Source organism: Chitinivorax tropicus (assembly GCF_014202905.1).
In the GTDB taxonomy this organism is placed as follows: Bacteria; Pseudomonadota; Gammaproteobacteria; order Burkholderiales; family SCOH01; genus Chitinivorax; species Chitinivorax tropicus.
This window is the reverse complement of the sequence record NZ_JACHHY010000012.1, coordinates 24567-40777: the sequence shown is the minus strand read 5'-3', so window position 1 is coordinate 40777 and position 16211 is coordinate 24567. Positions and strand designations below refer to the sequence as shown.

General features: G+C 58.8%; 16 protein-coding genes. 1 reads left to right on the top strand and 15 read right to left on the bottom strand.

The features are described from left to right. Window positions 1-29: 29 nt before the first annotated feature. The 5 genes from HNQ59_RS10515 to HNQ59_RS10495 all read right to left on the bottom strand — a co-directional run bounded on the left by HNQ59_RS10515 (window position 30) and on the right by HNQ59_RS10495 (window position 3787). Window positions 30-485 carry a DUF2214 family protein gene (locus tag HNQ59_RS10515; protein WP_184038814.1) on the bottom strand — a complete coding sequence of 152 codons (456 nt, stop codon included), beginning with the start codon at window positions 483-485 and terminating at the stop codon, window positions 30-32. Next, entirely contained in the window at window positions 485-1153 is a 669-nt protein-coding gene (locus tag HNQ59_RS10510) for a glutathione S-transferase family protein (RefSeq protein ID WP_184038812.1), read from the bottom strand. Before HNQ59_RS10510 ends, HNQ59_RS10515 begins: the two co-directional genes overlap by 1 nt. A gap of 197 nt (window positions 1154-1350) precedes the next feature. Then, complete coding sequence (locus HNQ59_RS10505) at window positions 1351-1752, bottom strand: GFA family protein (protein ID WP_184039046.1); 402 nt, start codon at window positions 1750-1752, stop codon at window positions 1351-1353. A gap of 15 nt (window positions 1753-1767) precedes the next feature. Further along, window positions 1768-2712, bottom strand: coding sequence for a complex I NDUFA9 subunit family protein (locus HNQ59_RS10500; protein ID WP_343074242.1), 945 nt, complete (start codon window positions 2710-2712; stop codon window positions 1768-1770). A gap of 181 nt (window positions 2713-2893) precedes the next feature. Then, window positions 2894-3787, bottom strand: coding sequence for a PAS domain S-box protein (locus HNQ59_RS10495; protein WP_184038806.1), 894 nt, complete (start codon window positions 3785-3787; stop codon window positions 2894-2896). Between the two features lie 259 nt (window positions 3788-4046). Here HNQ59_RS10495 and HNQ59_RS10490 point away from each other — a divergent pair, with 259 nt between their 5' ends. Next, complete coding sequence (locus tag HNQ59_RS10490; protein ID WP_184038804.1) at window positions 4047-4838, top strand: MOSC domain-containing protein; 792 nt, start codon at window positions 4047-4049, stop codon at window positions 4836-4838. Between the two features lie 35 nt (window positions 4839-4873). Here HNQ59_RS10490 and HNQ59_RS10485 read toward each other — a convergent pair whose 3' ends face one another. From HNQ59_RS10485 to murD, 10 genes are all read right to left on the bottom strand, one after another. Continuing rightward, window positions 4874-5662, bottom strand: a complete 789-nt coding sequence (locus HNQ59_RS10485) for a type IV pili methyl-accepting chemotaxis transducer N-terminal domain-containing protein (protein ID WP_184038801.1) — start codon at window positions 5660-5662, stop codon at window positions 4874-4876. Window positions 5663-5996: 334 nt separating this feature from the next. Continuing rightward, a complete protein-coding gene (gene ftsZ / locus HNQ59_RS10480) occupies window positions 5997-7184 on the bottom strand; it encodes a cell division protein FtsZ (RefSeq protein ID WP_184038798.1) in 1188 nt (395 codons plus the stop codon). Between the two features lie 89 nt (window positions 7185-7273). Continuing rightward, window positions 7274-8506, bottom strand: coding sequence for a cell division protein FtsA (ftsA, locus tag HNQ59_RS10475; protein ID WP_221320221.1), 1233 nt, complete (start codon window positions 8504-8506; stop codon window positions 7274-7276). A 46-nt stretch (window positions 8507-8552) separates the two neighbouring features. Beyond that, a complete protein-coding gene (locus tag HNQ59_RS10470) occupies window positions 8553-9323 on the bottom strand; it encodes a cell division protein FtsQ/DivIB (RefSeq protein WP_184038792.1) in 771 nt (256 codons plus the stop codon). A 48-nt stretch (window positions 9324-9371) separates the two neighbouring features. Beyond that, window positions 9372-10292: a D-alanine--D-alanine ligase gene (locus HNQ59_RS10465; RefSeq protein WP_184038789.1), complete on the bottom strand. Its 921-nt coding sequence runs from the start codon at window positions 10290-10292 to the stop codon at window positions 9372-9374. Window positions 10293-10307: 15 nt separating this feature from the next. After that, the gene (gene murB / locus HNQ59_RS10460) at window positions 10308-11198 is read right to left on the bottom strand and encodes a UDP-N-acetylmuramate dehydrogenase (protein WP_184038787.1); all 891 of its coding nucleotides are present in this window, start codon (window positions 11196-11198) and stop codon (window positions 10308-10310) included. 7 nt (window positions 11199-11205) lie between these two features. After that, on the bottom strand, window positions 11206-12600 hold the full coding sequence (gene murC / locus HNQ59_RS10455) for a UDP-N-acetylmuramate--L-alanine ligase (protein ID WP_184038785.1): 1395 nt from the start codon (window positions 12598-12600) through the stop codon (window positions 11206-11208). Next, window positions 12597-13679: an undecaprenyldiphospho-muramoylpentapeptide beta-N-acetylglucosaminyltransferase gene (gene murG, locus HNQ59_RS10450; protein WP_184038782.1), complete on the bottom strand. Its 1083-nt coding sequence runs from the start codon at window positions 13677-13679 to the stop codon at window positions 12597-12599. Before murG ends, murC begins: the two co-directional genes overlap by 4 nt. Continuing rightward, a complete protein-coding gene (gene ftsW, locus HNQ59_RS10445; protein WP_184038780.1) occupies window positions 13676-14839 on the bottom strand; it encodes a putative lipid II flippase FtsW in 1164 nt (387 codons plus the stop codon). The genes murG and ftsW overlap by 4 nt, the downstream gene beginning before the upstream one ends. Beyond that, window positions 14836-16206: a UDP-N-acetylmuramoyl-L-alanine--D-glutamate ligase gene (gene murD / locus HNQ59_RS10440; protein ID WP_184038778.1), complete on the bottom strand. Its 1371-nt coding sequence runs from the start codon at window positions 16204-16206 to the stop codon at window positions 14836-14838. Before murD ends, ftsW begins: the two co-directional genes overlap by 4 nt. Between the last annotated feature and the right edge of the window lie 5 nt (window positions 16207-16211).

Sequence of the window (16211 nt, the reverse complement as noted above, 5' to 3'; positions counted from 1 at the left end):
ATCATTGCCAAGTATCACGCAGGGCCATCTCAATGCGCACCGATCCCCATGCCACGAGCCATCATGGTTGCGAAAAGCGGGATCAGCAACATGAGGAATAACTCCAGACGGATCACCATCATGATCTTCCGCACCAGATCTTGCGGCACCATGACCGTTTCGCCCTGCGCGCCACGGTTGAGCCGGATGAAATGGATGGTCGGATAGAGGGACGCCAGCCCAACCATGACAAACAGCATCAGTTTGGCGTGGAACAAGCCGTTGTGCAGATAGTAGGCCACACCCTTCTCCAACCACAGGCGGAACACACCTGTCGCAATCTGCGCCCCAGCCAGCCCCCCATACAGCAGGTCGATCCGCCCCAGCGCCTTGAGCTGATTGGCTGACATGGTCGGCTGGAACAGGCGATGCTCCAACACCAGACAAGCGAGCATGCCCGCAAACCCCACATAGTGTAACCACGCCAGCAAAGCAGATTGCAGCATCAGACCATCCCAGGCTCGTCATCGACCTCGCTATGCGCAATGATTTGCGGCTCGGTCAAAGCAGCAGCGTACCACTCCTTCATCGCGGGTGTATTAAGCATGTATTGCATATAGGCGCGGGCAGGCTCTGGCAGCTCGACACCATAGGTCAGGAAGCGTGTACAGACCGGTGCAAACATCGCGTCTGCCATGGTGAATTCCCCAAACAAAAATGGCCCCCGGTCACCAAAGCGCTCGCGGCAGCTGTTCCACACCTCGGTGATGCGACGGATGTCGGCATTGGTCTCAGGCGTACGGCCATGGCCGGGGAAACGCTTGCGCACGTTCATCGGCATGGTCTTGCGCATATTGAAGAAGCCGGCATGCATCTCCGCACTGACAGAGCGCACCTCTGCCCGCACAACGGGGTCTTTCGGCAGCAGATAACAGCCTGGGAACAGTTCAGCCACATACTCACAGATTGCGATGGATTCCCAGACCACAGCCTTGCCATCGATCAGACAGGGGACTTTGCCTGTCGGTGAATATTTGAGGATGTGCTTGCGCCAATCGATTTCGTACAGCGGGATGAGGATTTCCTCAAAGGGGATATCGGCATGCTTCAGCAAGAACCATGGGCGCAATGACCAGGATGAATAGTTCTTGTTGCCGATGACGAGCTTGAACATGGCGGATACATTTCAGTGATTGTCATTATCCGCGGATTATGCCGCTGCTACTGCCAAAAACAAAGCGGTGGGTATACAGCTCGGGTCATGGTGGCGGGTCAGGCAAGCATGACTGTGCGTCGCAGATCGCAAGGGCCATCCACTTTCCTACCTGATTAGGGGTGACGCACACCGTGATCTGCTACTCAGCGGCTCGCTCAGAGACGGTCAGAAACGTGATGGACGCCATCTGAGATAGGTACCTCACCCAACTCGAATGGGTTGACCCCCTCCAGGCAGCCCACATTGTAGGCGTAGACACCGGGATCAGAGCGCCGTTGATGGTGGGTATAGATTCCACACACCTTACAGAAATAGTGCTTGGCGGTACGGGTGTTGAACTGATACAGCGTCAGCAACGCCTGCCCTTGGAGGATCTTCAGGTCCGCCAGGGGTACTGACGAGCAGATCGCCCCCCTCCGCCTGCAGATCGAGCAGTTGCAACGCCTGGGGTTTTCGACCCCATTCGGCAAATGAAGCTCGATGACGACACCACCACAGTGACAACTCAACCGATGTATGGGGTGGATTGAAGCCTGACCGATCTGGGTGTAGCGCATCTCGTCAAGCACCTGTCAGTTATCCGAGTTTGCATGATTGGCGCGGAAACGATCGAAGCGCTGCCTGGGTGCAGCATTCGACAGGTAAAACGGCGCAATGGCTTCCAGCGCGGTGGGTACAAAGCCCAATACAGATGGAAATGGGCCCTCGACCACATTGGGCACACTCATGGAGGCCAGATTGTCACGTGACATCAGCTGCCCTGGCGCTTTCTCCAACATCCACGCCTGCACGGTGGCCAGTGCCCCTGTCAGCCCAAGGATCGGGCGGCGGTGGCCGGTGAGCTGTCCCACATAGGCCACCAGCTCGCGCAAGGTGTATTGCCTGGGCCCACCCAATGCCAGGGTCTGATTGAACGTGGCAGGCAGATCAAGACAGCGGCATATGGCCTGAACCACGTCCATCACCCAGATCGGCTGAAAGCGGGCGTGCGGACAGGCCAGTGGCATGACTGGAAAGAGACTTTGCAATTTGGCGAACATGGTCAAAAAGCGATCCCCTTCACCAAAAATGACCGAGGGCCGCAAAATGGTGTAATCCAGCCCGGATTGTCTGACAACCTGCTCCCCTCGGCCTTTCGATCGCAGATAACGACTCGGAGCCTGCTCATCCGCTCCGACCGCGCTGATATGGATCAAGCGCCGCTTACCTGCCTGCTGCATGGCAGTGACCAGCTGGGAGGGCAGATCGACATGCGCACGCTGAAAGGCGGCTTCATCCCCCTGCAAAATTCCCACCAAGTTGATGATCACGTCACTCGCCTGCACCAGCAGCCTGAGCTGTGAGGGATCATTGACATCAGCTTCGAGCAACGACAGATTGGGCAGCACCAGCAGGTTGCCTTTCTGCTGCTGATATCGCCGTGTCGGCACGATGACTGAATGGCCCTGTTTGACCAACGCAGCCGCCACCAGATGCCCCAGAAAACCACTTCCGCCAATGATCAAGACCGTTGCCAACGATGCGCTCCTTGCCTGCCACCTCGACATCGGTGGCGTGTGTCCTATGAATCCATAACAAAAGGCGAGCCCAGGCCCGCCAAAGTGTGCTGCGTGGTCTTACCCTGCAACTGCTCGCCAGACCCGGCAGACCAAGTTACATGGCCGACACCGGATCAGCCCGACAGGGCAAACCAGGAAATTACACGGTACCGATCGCCAATGCAGCTGGCGCATTATGAAAACGCACCGGGCGGATCTGCAGATCGACTGAGACATCTTCGCCTTGCTTGGTGTGGAACCGGTAGGCGTGGTGAACCTGATTCACCTCACCCCGTTGCACACCAATCAGATCAGCTCGGGCCTGCTGACGATCAGCGCTTTCGATCCACTCCCAGGCCACATGATCCTGCATTTCGGTTGCAGTGTAACCAACCAATGTTTCCATTGCTGGATTGACATAGCAGAAACGATCCCCCCGCAGAATGAAAGCGGGCACGGCCAGCGACTCGACCACGGTACGATACAGCTGTTCGCTTTCCTGTAGATGCCGGAATTTATGATCGGACCGGATGGCCAGATGAACCAGCCGCGCCACCCGCCGCAGCAATATCTGTTCATTTGACCGGCTGACATGTTTGTCCTTGAACAGCAAGGACACTACCGCCACCACTTCCTTCCCCTGGCCCAGCACTGGATACGCCAGTACGCTATGGATGCCCGCCGCCAGCAGAGTGTCAGACACTGCACGCCAGCTGTGGTCATGTTCCACATCGCTGGCCGCCACTACCTGGCCCCGCTCGGCTACTAGGCCAAACCCACCGCCCTCCTCGCCAAAAGGCAGATCCTCCAGCTCCAGGATCAGCTCCAACGGTACATGTGGCGAACTGCTCAATCGCAGGCGGCGCGCAGGGGTGTCAGCCAGCGAGATCAAGCAGCGTGCACCTTTGGCCTGCCGCTCAGCCAAGCTGACAATACCATCCAGCACCAAATCCAGCTCCATGCCATTCAACATGCTCTCCAGCAGGCGGATCATCTCGCCCATGCCACTCGCACTCGGATCATCCCCCCAATCGTCATGTGTCACATGAATCATGATGTACCGAACCTTTCCTGATTATCAGTTGGGTGAAAGAGCGCGTGGCACGCGCCGTCAGGCGCCCCAGACCTGGGCGACATCGACCTCGCCATACAGTTGATTCGTTGGCGACTTTGTTATCTGGAGCATAGCAAACCAGCTGCACTTCGCCACTTGGGCAACCCATACGGGCGCCAAGCCCGATTGCACCTGAAACCCTTGCCTGATAAGGTTATGCGACTGACAACGGTATTTTAGACCACCCGGCGGAGCCTTTATGCATCTCTCACAACTCTTCCACTATCCAATCAAGTCCTGTAGTGGCAATGCATTGGAAACCGCCAAGGCGACCGAGCGCGGCTTGGCATTTGACAGAGAATGGATGCTGACTGATGAAAACGGCGAACTCATGACTGGCCGGAAATGGCCCCGCATGGTTCAAATCCGCGTCACCCCCACCGCGACCGGCATCCAGGTGAATGCACCGGATATGGAGCCATTGGAGATCCACCAAGACCGTTACCAGATGGCGCGTCCGACCTCGGTCTGGAAATACGACTTCGATGCCTATTGGGGGGACAGTGAGGCAGATGACTGGTTCAGCTTCTGTCTGGGCGCTGATGCACGACTGCTTTATATTGGTGAGCAGTCGAACCGTCGGTTGCGCATCGACCCCAGCATCCGCTTTTCATTTGCCGATGGCTACCCCTACCTACTGATCGGTGAAGGCTCATTGCAGGATCTGAACAGTAGGCTGAGCCAACCAGTTTCGATTCGCCAATTCAGGCCAAATCTGGTGATTGATGGCTGCGAGGCATTTGCAGAAGACCAATGGCAACGCATCCGCATCGGTGAGGTCGAATTCGAGTTGATCAAGCCCTGTGTACGCTGCAGCTTCACCACTGTTGACCCCGACCAAGGCATACTGTCAGCCGACCATGAGCCACTGAAAACACTGAACCGCTATCGTATGACGCCCGATGGGGTCACATTCGGCCAGAATCTGGTCGCCAGGAATACAGGCACGCTAAGCCTGGGCGACCCGGTTGAGATTCTGGCCTATCGATGAGCAAACTTACCCGTGTGCCAGCCTGACGCACCGTTTCAGCGCTTTGCCAAGCGCTGGTACTGCTTGGCAAGATCTGCCGATACTTGTTGAATCCGCTCGCTGGTGGTGGCCACATTGGTAATCAAGGTGGTATCTGTCCGCTTGGCATTCAGCGCCGTCAACGCCTGATCAAAAAACAACCATTGCGTCTCGACCAGCGCGATCTGATTACGGGTCGAAGTGTTGTTTTCCGGCGCCGCCTTCAATTTAGCCAACAACTGGGTGATCTCGGCACGGGCAGCGGCCAGATCCTTGGCCAGATATGGCTGCTGCACCCCCCAGCTTTGCAGCAGATACAGTTTGGCGATCCGTTGTGAAACCGTGCTGATGTCTTCTGCCAGACCAACCAGCTTGGCCATCGGCACTTTCGACTTCTGCTGCAGCAGCTCACTTCCCTTTTGGCTGAGATAGACCAACTCTTCGTGGCTATCGGTAAAGTCCTTGCTGGTGGCCATCTTGGGTGCGCCGGTAAAGTAGAGGCGGAAATCGCCCCAGACCTGGGCCAGCGTGCCATAGGTGTCTTTCAGCTCGGGATCTTCCAGTGCCTTGAGAGTGTTCAGCTGGCTATCAAATTGCGCCATTGCGCTTTCCAACTGCTTGGCCGGGTCAGTGACCTTGACACCCAGCCCCTGGAGAATCCATGCCTTGGCCATGCGCTCGGCCAGCATCCGTTGAGAAGTTGCCAGCATGATGTTCTCGGCATCATCGGCCCAGGCGGGTAGCATGCCGCACAGACTCAGACACAGAAAAACCATCTGCAACGGCTTTGAAATGAATCGGGTCATCCAATCACCTTTTAAACAATCACTTGCATGAAAAACAACTCTGCCGTATGTCCGGTGCAGAGCAAGACGGCTATGGTTACGCAGTTCGATAACCATAACAACGTGTTTTATGTAAAAGAACAGTAAAGCACGCGGTGAGCTGGCGACACAATAGGGGATGGCAACAGGTTCCTTCAGCAGCATGGCGCACAGTCAACGGCAATTCTGCGGGCCAACAGGATTGGCCGGAATCGTAGCCGAAACCAAGAAACACGCCGATGCGCGGAGGGAAAAACGCCCTGCCAGCCGGAATGCCGGCAGGGGTCAATTTGGAGAGGCTAGAACAGGCTTACAGTCAGTCGGCCTGTTTACGCAGGAAGGCCGGGATATCCAGCATTTCCAGGTTCGGGGCAGCACGGGCTGCCTCCGCTGAGGCAGAGGCATTGAAGCCCATGGAGCCCCGCTCGCCACGATTACGACGGAAAGCCGCTGGGGTGTCGTAATGATCCCATTCAGACCCCCCTGCGCTGTCCGTGCCAGTTGCCTTCAACACCTGCAACTTGGGTTGATTACGCGATTGAGTTGCGCTCTGGCCACCGATGCCGGTTGCAACCAGGGTCACACGCAGCTGCTCACCCGCTTCTTCATCAAATACCGCACCGAAGATGATTTCCGTCTCATCGGTGCAGTAAGCACGGATGGTTTCCATCACTTCATTGACTTCGCGCATCTTCAGCGAGCTGTCGGCGGTGACGTTGACGATGACTGCACGGGCGCCGGTCAGGTTGTAGTTTTCCAGCAACGGACTGGCCACGGCCTGTTCGGCGGCGATGCGGGCACGATCAACGCCAGCCGCGTAGGCTGAGCCCATCATGGCCATACCCATCTGGCTCATCACGGTGCGTACATCCGCGAAGTCTGCGTTGATCAGGCCGGGCACGTTGATGATCTCGGCAATCCCACCTACCGCACCGCGCAGGACATCATCGGCTGCTTTGAACGCATCTTTCATCGATACGTCGTCCCCCAGCACTTCCATCAGCTTTTCGTTGGGAATCACGATCAGCGAATCAACGTACTTGGACAACTCCTCGATGCCAGCCTGGGCGGACTTCAGGCGTTTGCCCTCGAACTGAAAGGGCTTGGTGACCACGGCAACGGTCAGAATCCCCATCTCCTTTGCTACCTGTGCCACGACAGGCGCGGCACCGGTACCTGTGCCCCCACCCATGCCTGCGGTGATGAACAGCATGTCGGCACCCCGCATCGAATCCGCAATCCGCTCACGGTCTTCGAGTGCGGCATCACGACCAACGTCGGGGTTGGCCCCTGCGCCCAGGCCGCGTGTCAGGCTTGCACCCAGCTGAAGCTGGATGGGCGCATTGCTACGCTTGAGGGCTTGCAGGTCGGTGTTGCAGGCGACGAATTCCACCCCGCTGACACCGGCATTGATCATGTGATCGACTGCGTTGCCGCCGCAGCCCCCAACGCCAATCACCTTGATGACGGCGACTGGCGCGATCTCTTGAACAATCTCGAACATTTTTGTGCCTCTCCTGTGTTAATCCAATTTGCCACCTACTGACGCAAATGGCACCTTAGAAACCAATAAACAAAATACCAATACCAAATTCAGAAATTCCCTTGTATCCACGCCTTCATCCGCTCGAACACGGCGCCAAAGCCCGTGCCGGAAAGGCGTGACGTCTGATGACGCAAATATTGTTCTTTTCCCATCAGCAGTAGACCGACCCCGGTGGAAAAGCGCGGATTGCGCACCACTTCCGAGAGTCCGCCGACATACTGCGGCACGCCCAGGCGTACCGGCATATGGAAGACTTCCTCACCCAGCTCGACCATGCCCAGCATCTGTGCCGAGCCCCCAGTGATCACCACGCCCGAGGACAACAGGTCTTCAAAGCCCGAGCGCCGCAGCTCGGCCTGGATCAGCGAATACAGCTCTTCGACACGCGGTTCGATTACTTCTGCCAGCGTCTGGCGTGACATCTGGCGAGTACCCCGCTCGCCTACGCCCGGCACTTCGATCATTTGATTCGGGTCGGCCAACTGGCGCAGGGCACAACCGTGCGCCACTTTCAGGTCTTCGGCCTCTTTGGTCGGTGTCCGTAGTGCCATGGCGATGTCGTTGGTGATCTGATCTCCCGCGATCGGAATCACTGCGGTGTGACGGATCGAGCCACCTGTGAACACTGCGATATCAGTGGTGCCGCCGCCGATATCCACCAGACAGACCCCAAGGTCTTTTTCGTCTTCCGACAAAATGGCTTGTGCGCTGGCCAGTGGCTGCAGAATCAGGTCTGCGACCTCCAGGCCACAGCGGCGCACGCACTTCATGATGTTCTGAGCCGCCGACACCGCACCGGTGACAATATGCACCTTGGTCTCCAGCCGCACACCAGCCATGCCCAAGGGCTCCTTGACATCTTCTTGTCCGTCGATGATGAATTCCTGCGGCAGGATATGCAGGATCTGTTGGTCAGTCGGGATGTTCACCGCACGAGCGGTCTCAATGACCCGATCCACATCGGCCTGGCTGACCTCTTTATCCTTGATCGCCACCATGCCGTGCGAGTTGAAGCTACGGATATGGCTGCCGGCAATCCCGGTGAACACTTCACGGATCTTGCAGTCCGCCATCAGCTCGGCCTCCTCCAGCGCACGCTGGATGGCCGTGACCGTGGATTCGATATTGACCACGACACCTTTTTTCAACCCACGTGACGGTGCCTGGCCCATGCCAACGATTTCAATCCGGCCATCAGCCTGCACATCGGCCACGATGGCAACGATCTTGGAGGTGCCGATATCGAGGCCCACCAGCAGGTTCTTGTTCTCTTTCACCATGTTCACGGGCAAAACGCTCCCAGATACTTTTCAGAATTGTTCATGCTCAAGCGGCCTTTTTCTGACCAGCCACCGGGCTGGGTCGGGCTGGTACGCCAGGCTTCTTGACGGGCCCCGGTTTGAAATCAGGCACGCGTACAGCAAATCCATTCGGATACCGCAGATCGACATATTCGATATCGCGGTTCAACACAGCCAGGGTGCGCGGGTAAGCCGCTACAAACTTGCCCAGCCGTGCTTTTACATTCTCACGGCCCACTTCCACCAGCGTGCCGTCATCCAATTTGATGCTCCACGCCCGGCGAGCCGACAAGGAGATGGACATGGGTCGACGGTCGATCGGCGCCAGCATGTCACGTATTTCCAGATATCCTCTCGATACCTCTGCTGAGGCGCCCTGTGGGCCGTCCAGCACCGGCAGGGTGTCATTGCTGGCCGCATCGAACAACTCGCCATAGGTGTTCACCAGTGCAGTCGTCCCCCAGCGCGCCAACGCCTGATGCTCTTCCAGCACGATCTCCAGCCGATCCGGCCAGCGGCGGCGGATGCTCACATTGCGTGCCCACGGCAGCTTTTCGAACGCCTTGCGGGTACGGTCGAGATTCAGGGTGAAAAAGGTGCCCTTCAACTCATGCCGCACGATGTACTGCACCTGCTCGCGGGTGATGTGGTGCAGATCACCACTGACCTGGATCTGCCGCACCGGAAATACCGGCAGATTGATCAACACGAACAGCAATGCATACAGAAACAGGAGCGCAGCCAAGGCATATAGCAGATTGGCCAGCCACATCAGCAGTTGCGGTTTATCCCACATATGCCACCCCGTTCCTCACGCTAGCGCTCTCCCGTCCACATCTACCTGTCAGCCGCCCACGCGCGCTGTCGCCAGCACCCGCAGCACCAGATCCTCATAACTCATGCCACGTGCCCTGGCCGCTATCGGGATCAGGCTATGGCTGGTCATGCCAGGAGCAGTATTCACTTCCAACAGACAGAATTTGCCCATCTCATCCATCAGGAAATCGACCCGTCCCCAGCTACGGCAACCCAAGGCCCAGAATGCCTGCTTTGCACAAGCAGCCATTTCGGCTTCCTGCTCAGCGGACAGACCGCTCGGACAGCGATATACCGTGTCATCGCGGAAATACTTGGCTTGATAATCGTAGAATTCCGTTGCGGGCTCGATCTTGACGCTGGGCAAGACCTCATCATCCAACATGCCGACAGTGTATTCGCCACCACCGATAAAGACCTCAGCCAGCACCATTTCATCGTACTTGCGCGCCTCTTCATACGCGGCGCGCAGCCCACCGGGGGTCTTGACCTTGGTGATACCGATACTGGAGCCCTCAGTGGATGGCTTGACGAACAAGGGCAGGCCCAGCTCACGTTCAACAGCGTCGAAGTCACTCTGCTCGGTCAACACCACGAATTGAGGAATCGGCAGGCCCAGCCCTTTCCAGATCAGCTTGGTGCGCAATTTATCCATGGCCAGCGCCGATGCCATCACGCCGCTGCCGGTGTAGGGAATGCCCATCACCTCCAGCGCACCCTGGATGGTGCCATCTTCACCGAATGGGCCGTGCAGGATCAGGAACACCCGGTCGAAACCCTCGCTCTTCAGCGCGGACAGGGGTTTTTCGGCTGGGTCGAAGCAATGAGCATCCACCCCTTTTGATTGAAGCGCTGTCAGCACGCCCCCACCACTCATCAGCGATACCTCGCGCTCAGACGAGGTACCACCCATGATCACCGCCACCTTGCCAAATTGCTTTACATCCATCGCGCTCAACCTTTTCTACCAGTCACCGATGATGGTGGCTTCCACCACCAGCTCGATGCCAAACTGTGCTTTTGCCAGCTGTTGGGCATCGATGATCAGTGATTCGATGTCCGCTGCGCTGGCGCCCCCCCGATTCACAATGAAATTCGGGTGCTGCCTTGAAAAACTTGCTTCTCCCCGGCGTTTGCCGGCGAACCCCATCTGTTTCAACAACTCACTCGCCACCATGCCTGGCGGGTTTCTGAACACCCGCCCTGCATTGGGCTGGTCCAGGGGCTGCTGCCTGGCCCGTTGCGCCAGTAGATCCGCCACAGTCTGAGTGGCCTCGCGTTGCTGAGTTGGTCGCAACGTAAACCACGCACCGACAAACCATTCCGGCTCACCCGCCTGATAGCGGCTCACCTGCCGGTATCCAACACGGTAGTCGCTGGCCGGTCGGCGCTGCAGACGCCCTTGTCGATCGATAGTCTGCACCGCCACGACTCCATCCCAGGTCTCCGAGCTGAAACAACCTGCATTCCCCACTAGCGCACCACCCACTGTGCCTGGAATGCCCGCCAGAAACTCCAGCCCGGTCAGGCCTTGCTGGGCCGCCCATTCAGCCAGCTTGGATGCACTGGCACCCGCCTCGGCATACACACCTGGACAGTTGTCATCTGGCGACGCGGCCTGAATCGCCATCAACCCAGGCTGGGTAAACACCACATTGCCATCAAAACCGCCATCTCGCACCAGCAGGCTGGTGCCTGCCCCGATGAACACCACCTTTTCATCGGCAGGCAAATCTGCCAGCCATGTCTGCAGATCGGTCAGATCCGCCGGCCAGACAGCCCGCTTGACCGCCCCACCTGCTCGCCACGAGACTTGTCCCGCAGTCGGCGCATGGGCTAGTTGGCGGCCTCGCATATCGTACTCAACGTTCGCCGCGCTGGATCTTGCCGGGCACGGCCCCGATCGACCCTGCCCCCATGGTGACCACCACATCACCGGCCTTGGCGAATTCCATGACGGCCCTGGGCAGCTCGTTGATATCCTCTACAAACAGCGGCTCCACCTTGCCCGCCACCCGCACCGCCCGGGCCAAGGCCCGACCATCCGCTGCCACGACAGGGGCCTCGCCAGCGGCGTATACCTCGGTCAGCAGCAAGGTGTCGGTGGTTGACAGCACTTTGACAAAGTCCTCAAAGCAGTCGCGCGTCCGGGTGTAGCGGTGCGGCTGGAAAGCCAGCACCAGCCGACGCCCCGGATAGGCGCCACGCACCGCGCTCAGTGTGGCGTCCATCTCGACAGGGTGATGGCCATAGTCATCGATCAGCGTGAAGCTGCCACCACCCGGCAAGTCGATCTCGCCATAGCGCTCAAAACGACGGCCCACTCCGCTAAAGGCTTTCAAGGCTTTCTGAATCGCCTCGGACTCTGCCCCTGCCTCCAGGCCGATGGTGATGGCTGCCAGGGCGTTGCGGACATTGTGCAGGCCAGCCAGATTCAACTCGATCGGCATGCTATGCACTTTGCCGTTCCGCCAACTGACCGTGAAATGCATCTGTTCGCCCACCGCCCGCACATCGGTCGCCCGTACCTCTGCAGCCTCGCTCAAGCCATAGGTGGTGATGGGCTTGCTGATCGACGGAATGATGGCGCGTACATGTTCGTCATCCACACACAGCACCGCCCGGCCATAGAACGGCAGGTGCTGGATGAAATCGACAAACGCCTGCTTGAGCTTGTTGAAATCGTGCTCATAGGTGTCCATATGATCGGCGTCGATATTCGTCACCACCGCCATCACCGGGTTCAGGTACAAGAACGATGCATCGGATTCATCCGCTTCGGCCACGATGAACTCGCCTTGACCCAGCTTGGCATTGGTGCCAGCCGCCTCCAGCCGCCCGCCGATCACATAGGTCGGGTCCAGCCCGGCCTCCCCCAGGATCGACGCCACCAAGCTGGTGGTGGTGGTCTTACCATGCGTGCCAGCAATGGCAATGCCCTGGCGTAGGCGCATCAGCTCGGCCAGCATCATGGCGCGCGGCACCACTGGGATTTTGCCCTCGCGTGCTGCCAAGACTTCTGGGTTGTCAGCCTTGACTGCGGTGGAGGTCACCACCACGTCGGCACCATGCATGTGCTCAGCAGCGTGCCCCTTGAACACGGTTGCGCCCGCAGCCTGCAGGCGGCGCGTGGTTGCGCTTTCACCAAGATCGGTACCGCTGATCTTGAAGCCTAGATTGAGCAGCACCTCGGCAATGCCGCTCATGCCCACGCCACCGATGCCGACAAAATGGATGTGTTTGACCTTGTGTTTCACGCTTTCTCCCCCGCCAAGCTCATGCACACGGCGGCCACGGCTTCGGTGGCATCCGGCTTGGCGAGCCGGCGCGCGGCATCAGCCATCGCGCCCAGTTTGTCTCGACTCATGGTTTGCAATAACGCAGCCAGACTCTGCGGATTCAATTCTGTCTGAGGCATCAACACCGCTGCACCGTTATCTGCCAGATAACGGGCGTTGCCAGTCTGATGGTCATCCACGGCATGTGGGAACGGCACCAGCACGCTGGCCACCCCTGCCACCGCCAGCTCGGCCACAGTCAATGCTCCCGACCGACAGATCACCAGATCGGCCTCGGCATACGCCGTAGCCATATCGTCGATGAAAGGGACGGTATTGGCCTGCACCCCCGCCTTGGCATAGGCGGCACGCAACGCTTCGATATGCTTGGCCCCGGCCTGATGAGTCACCTTGGGCCGTTCGCCCTCTGGCATCAGCGCCAACGCGGCGGGCACATGTTCGTTCAATGCCTGCGCCCCGAGACTGCCACCCACCACCAGCAGCTTCAGCGGGCCTTGCCGCCCGGCAAACCGCTCAGCCGGCGCGGGCAGCCTGGCAATGGTCTCGCGTACCGGGTTGCCGACCAGCTGCACCTTGCCACTCGATTTGAACGCGGCAGGGAAAGCGGTCAGCACGGCGTCGGCCACGCCAGACAAGACTTTGTTGGTCAAGCCCGCCACTGAATTCTGCTCATGCACCAGTAAGGGTTTACCCAGCAAGGCCGCCATCATACCCCCAGGGAAAGCCGGGTAGCCACCAAACCCCGCCACCACAGCGGGACGATGCTTGCGGATGACGCCGATGCTTTGGGCAAACGCACGCAACAACATCAGCGGCATGACCAGTTTGCGCACCAAGCCTTTGCCGCGCAGACCGGCGATCCGCAAGGTTTCAATTGGGTAGCCATGTTGCGGTACCAGCTTGGTCTCCATGCCTTCTGCGCCGCCCAGCCACACCACCTTCCAGCCATGTGCCTTCATGGCATCAGCCAGGGCAAGGGCGGGGAACACATGTCCACCCGTTCCCCCTGCCATGATCAGGATGGTCCGCCCACTCATACTGAATACCCTCTCATCAGCTGCCTGTTCTCCCAATCTATGCGCAACAACACGGCCAGTGCGACCAGGTTGGCCATGATGCCCGACCCGCCAAAGCTCAGCAGGGGTAATGTCAGGCCCTTGGTTGGCAACAAGCCCATGTTCACACCCATGTTGATGAATGCTTGTGTCCCCAGCCACACGCCGATCAGCTGGGCCACCAATGCGGAGAAATCACGATCCAGCCGGCTGGCCTGCAGACCGATCTGGAAGCAGCGCAGCACCAGCGCACAGAACAACACCAGCACGATACAGACACCCGCGAACCCCAGCTCTTCAGCAATCACCGCCAGCAGGAAGTCGGTATGCGCCTCGGGCAGATAGAACAATTTCTCGACACTGCCACCCAGGCCCACGCCCGTCCACTCGCCCCGGCCAAAAGCAATCAGCGAGTGCGACAGCTGATAGCCTTTACCATAGGGATCAGCCCAGGGGTTCATGAACCCGACCAACCGCGCATAGCGATAGGGCGAGATCAGCACAATTGCCACGAAACCGATTACCAGCAACACCACCAGGCCCGCAAACAGGCGCCAGCTGAAGCCACCCAGAAACAGGGCAGCCATGGCAATCGCGGTGATCACGGCAAATGCACCGAAATCCGGCTCGGCCAGCAACAAGCCCCCAGTCACCAGCATCACCATGAACATCGGGAAGAACCCTTTGACCAAGCTATGCATATAGGCGGCCTTGCGCACTGTGTAATCTGCGGCATACAACACCACAAAGAATTTCATCAGCTCAGAGGGCTGCAGGTTGATCACCAACAGGCCCAACCAGCGCCGTGAACCGTTGATTTCACGGCCTATGCCCGGTACCAGCACCAGAATCAGCAAGGCCGAGCCGATCAGAAACAAATAGGGTGCGTACTGCTGCCACGTGCGCATGGGCACCTGAAACGCCAGGAATCCCGCCCCGATCGATACCGCCAGGAAGATGCCATGGCGCATCAGGAAATAGGTGGAGCGAAAGCCAGTGTCCTTGTCCCCTTCAGCAAACGCAATCGATGCCGAGTACACCATGACCAGACCGATGGCAAGCAAACCCAAGGTCACCCAGAACGCGAAGCGGTCATAGGTGGCATCGGCCTTTTGCTTGCGGAACTCGGTGTAGAGCTTCATCCGTGCGCCCCTGGCAACGCCTTGACAGCCTGAATGAACACCTCCGCCCGGTGCGCATAGTTACGATACATGTCGAGGCTGGCACAGGCCGGTGACAACAGCACCACGTCGCCCGCTTTGGCAAGCCCGGCAGCCTGCTGGACGGCGGCGTGCATATCGACGGCATGCTGCACTGGCATCGCCACGCCCTTCAGCGCAGTCTCGATCTGGCGGGCATCACGCCCGATCAGCACCACAGCGCGGCACGCCCGTTGCGCTGCTTCCAGCAGTGGGCTGAAGTCCTGCCCCTTACCATCCCCCCCTGCAATCAGCACTACCTTGTGCTGCATACCATTCAACGCAGCGACCGTGGCTCCGACATTGGTGCCTTTGGAGTCATCGATGTAACCTACACCATTCACCGACTCGACCCACTCGACACGATGCGGCAGACCTTTGAAAGTGCGCAGCGTATCGAGCAAAGGCTCCCAGGGTAGGTCCAATGCTCGGCACAGCGCCAGACAAGCCAGGGCGTTGGCGGCGTTGTGCAGACCTGTCAGCTGCATGTCAGCCACGCTCAACAGCGCCTGATCGCCTTGTGCCAGCCAAAGCTCATCATGGCGACGAAGCAAGCCGAAGTGCGCATCGTCGGGAGCGGCATCCAGGCCAAAGCTGACCTGTACACGCCCACCCCTTGCCATGGCGCGGCTATAGGCATCTTCACGATTCAAAACCTGGGTGCCCTCGCCAGCAAAGATGCGTGCTTTGGCTGCGGCATAGGCATCCATGTCCGCATAGCGATCCATGTGGTCTTCCGTCACGTTCAACACCGTGGCGGCCACCGGGTTCAGCGATGATGTCGTCTCCAGCTGAAAACTCGACAACTCCAGCACGAATACATCTGGCTGTGCGCCATCCAATTCGGTCAGGGCATCCAGCACCGCTAGTCCGATATTGCCCGCCACCACGGTGCGCAGGCCCGCCGCCTTGCACATCTCGCCCACCAGCGTGGTGACCGTGGTCTTGCCATTGGAGCCGGTGATGGCGATGACACGGCTTTTCCAGCCGACAATGGCACGGGCGAACAGCTCGATATCACCAATGATCTCCACCCCCGCAGCCATGGCGGCCTGCAGTGCCGGGGTGGCCAAGGGCACACCAGGGCTGGCCACGGCAAGCTCGCACCCGTCGAAGGTGTGCGGGCCGAATTTGCCAGTATGGATGTCGGACAATGGGAAATCGCTGCGCAGCTTATCCAGATTAGGGGGCACCTCGCGGCTGTCGGCCACGCGCACCTTGGCGCCTTGTAGCGTCAGCCAGCGGGCGACTGACATCCCTGTCTCGCCCATGCCCAGCACCACGATGTGTTTACCTGTATACAGTCCCATTGTCT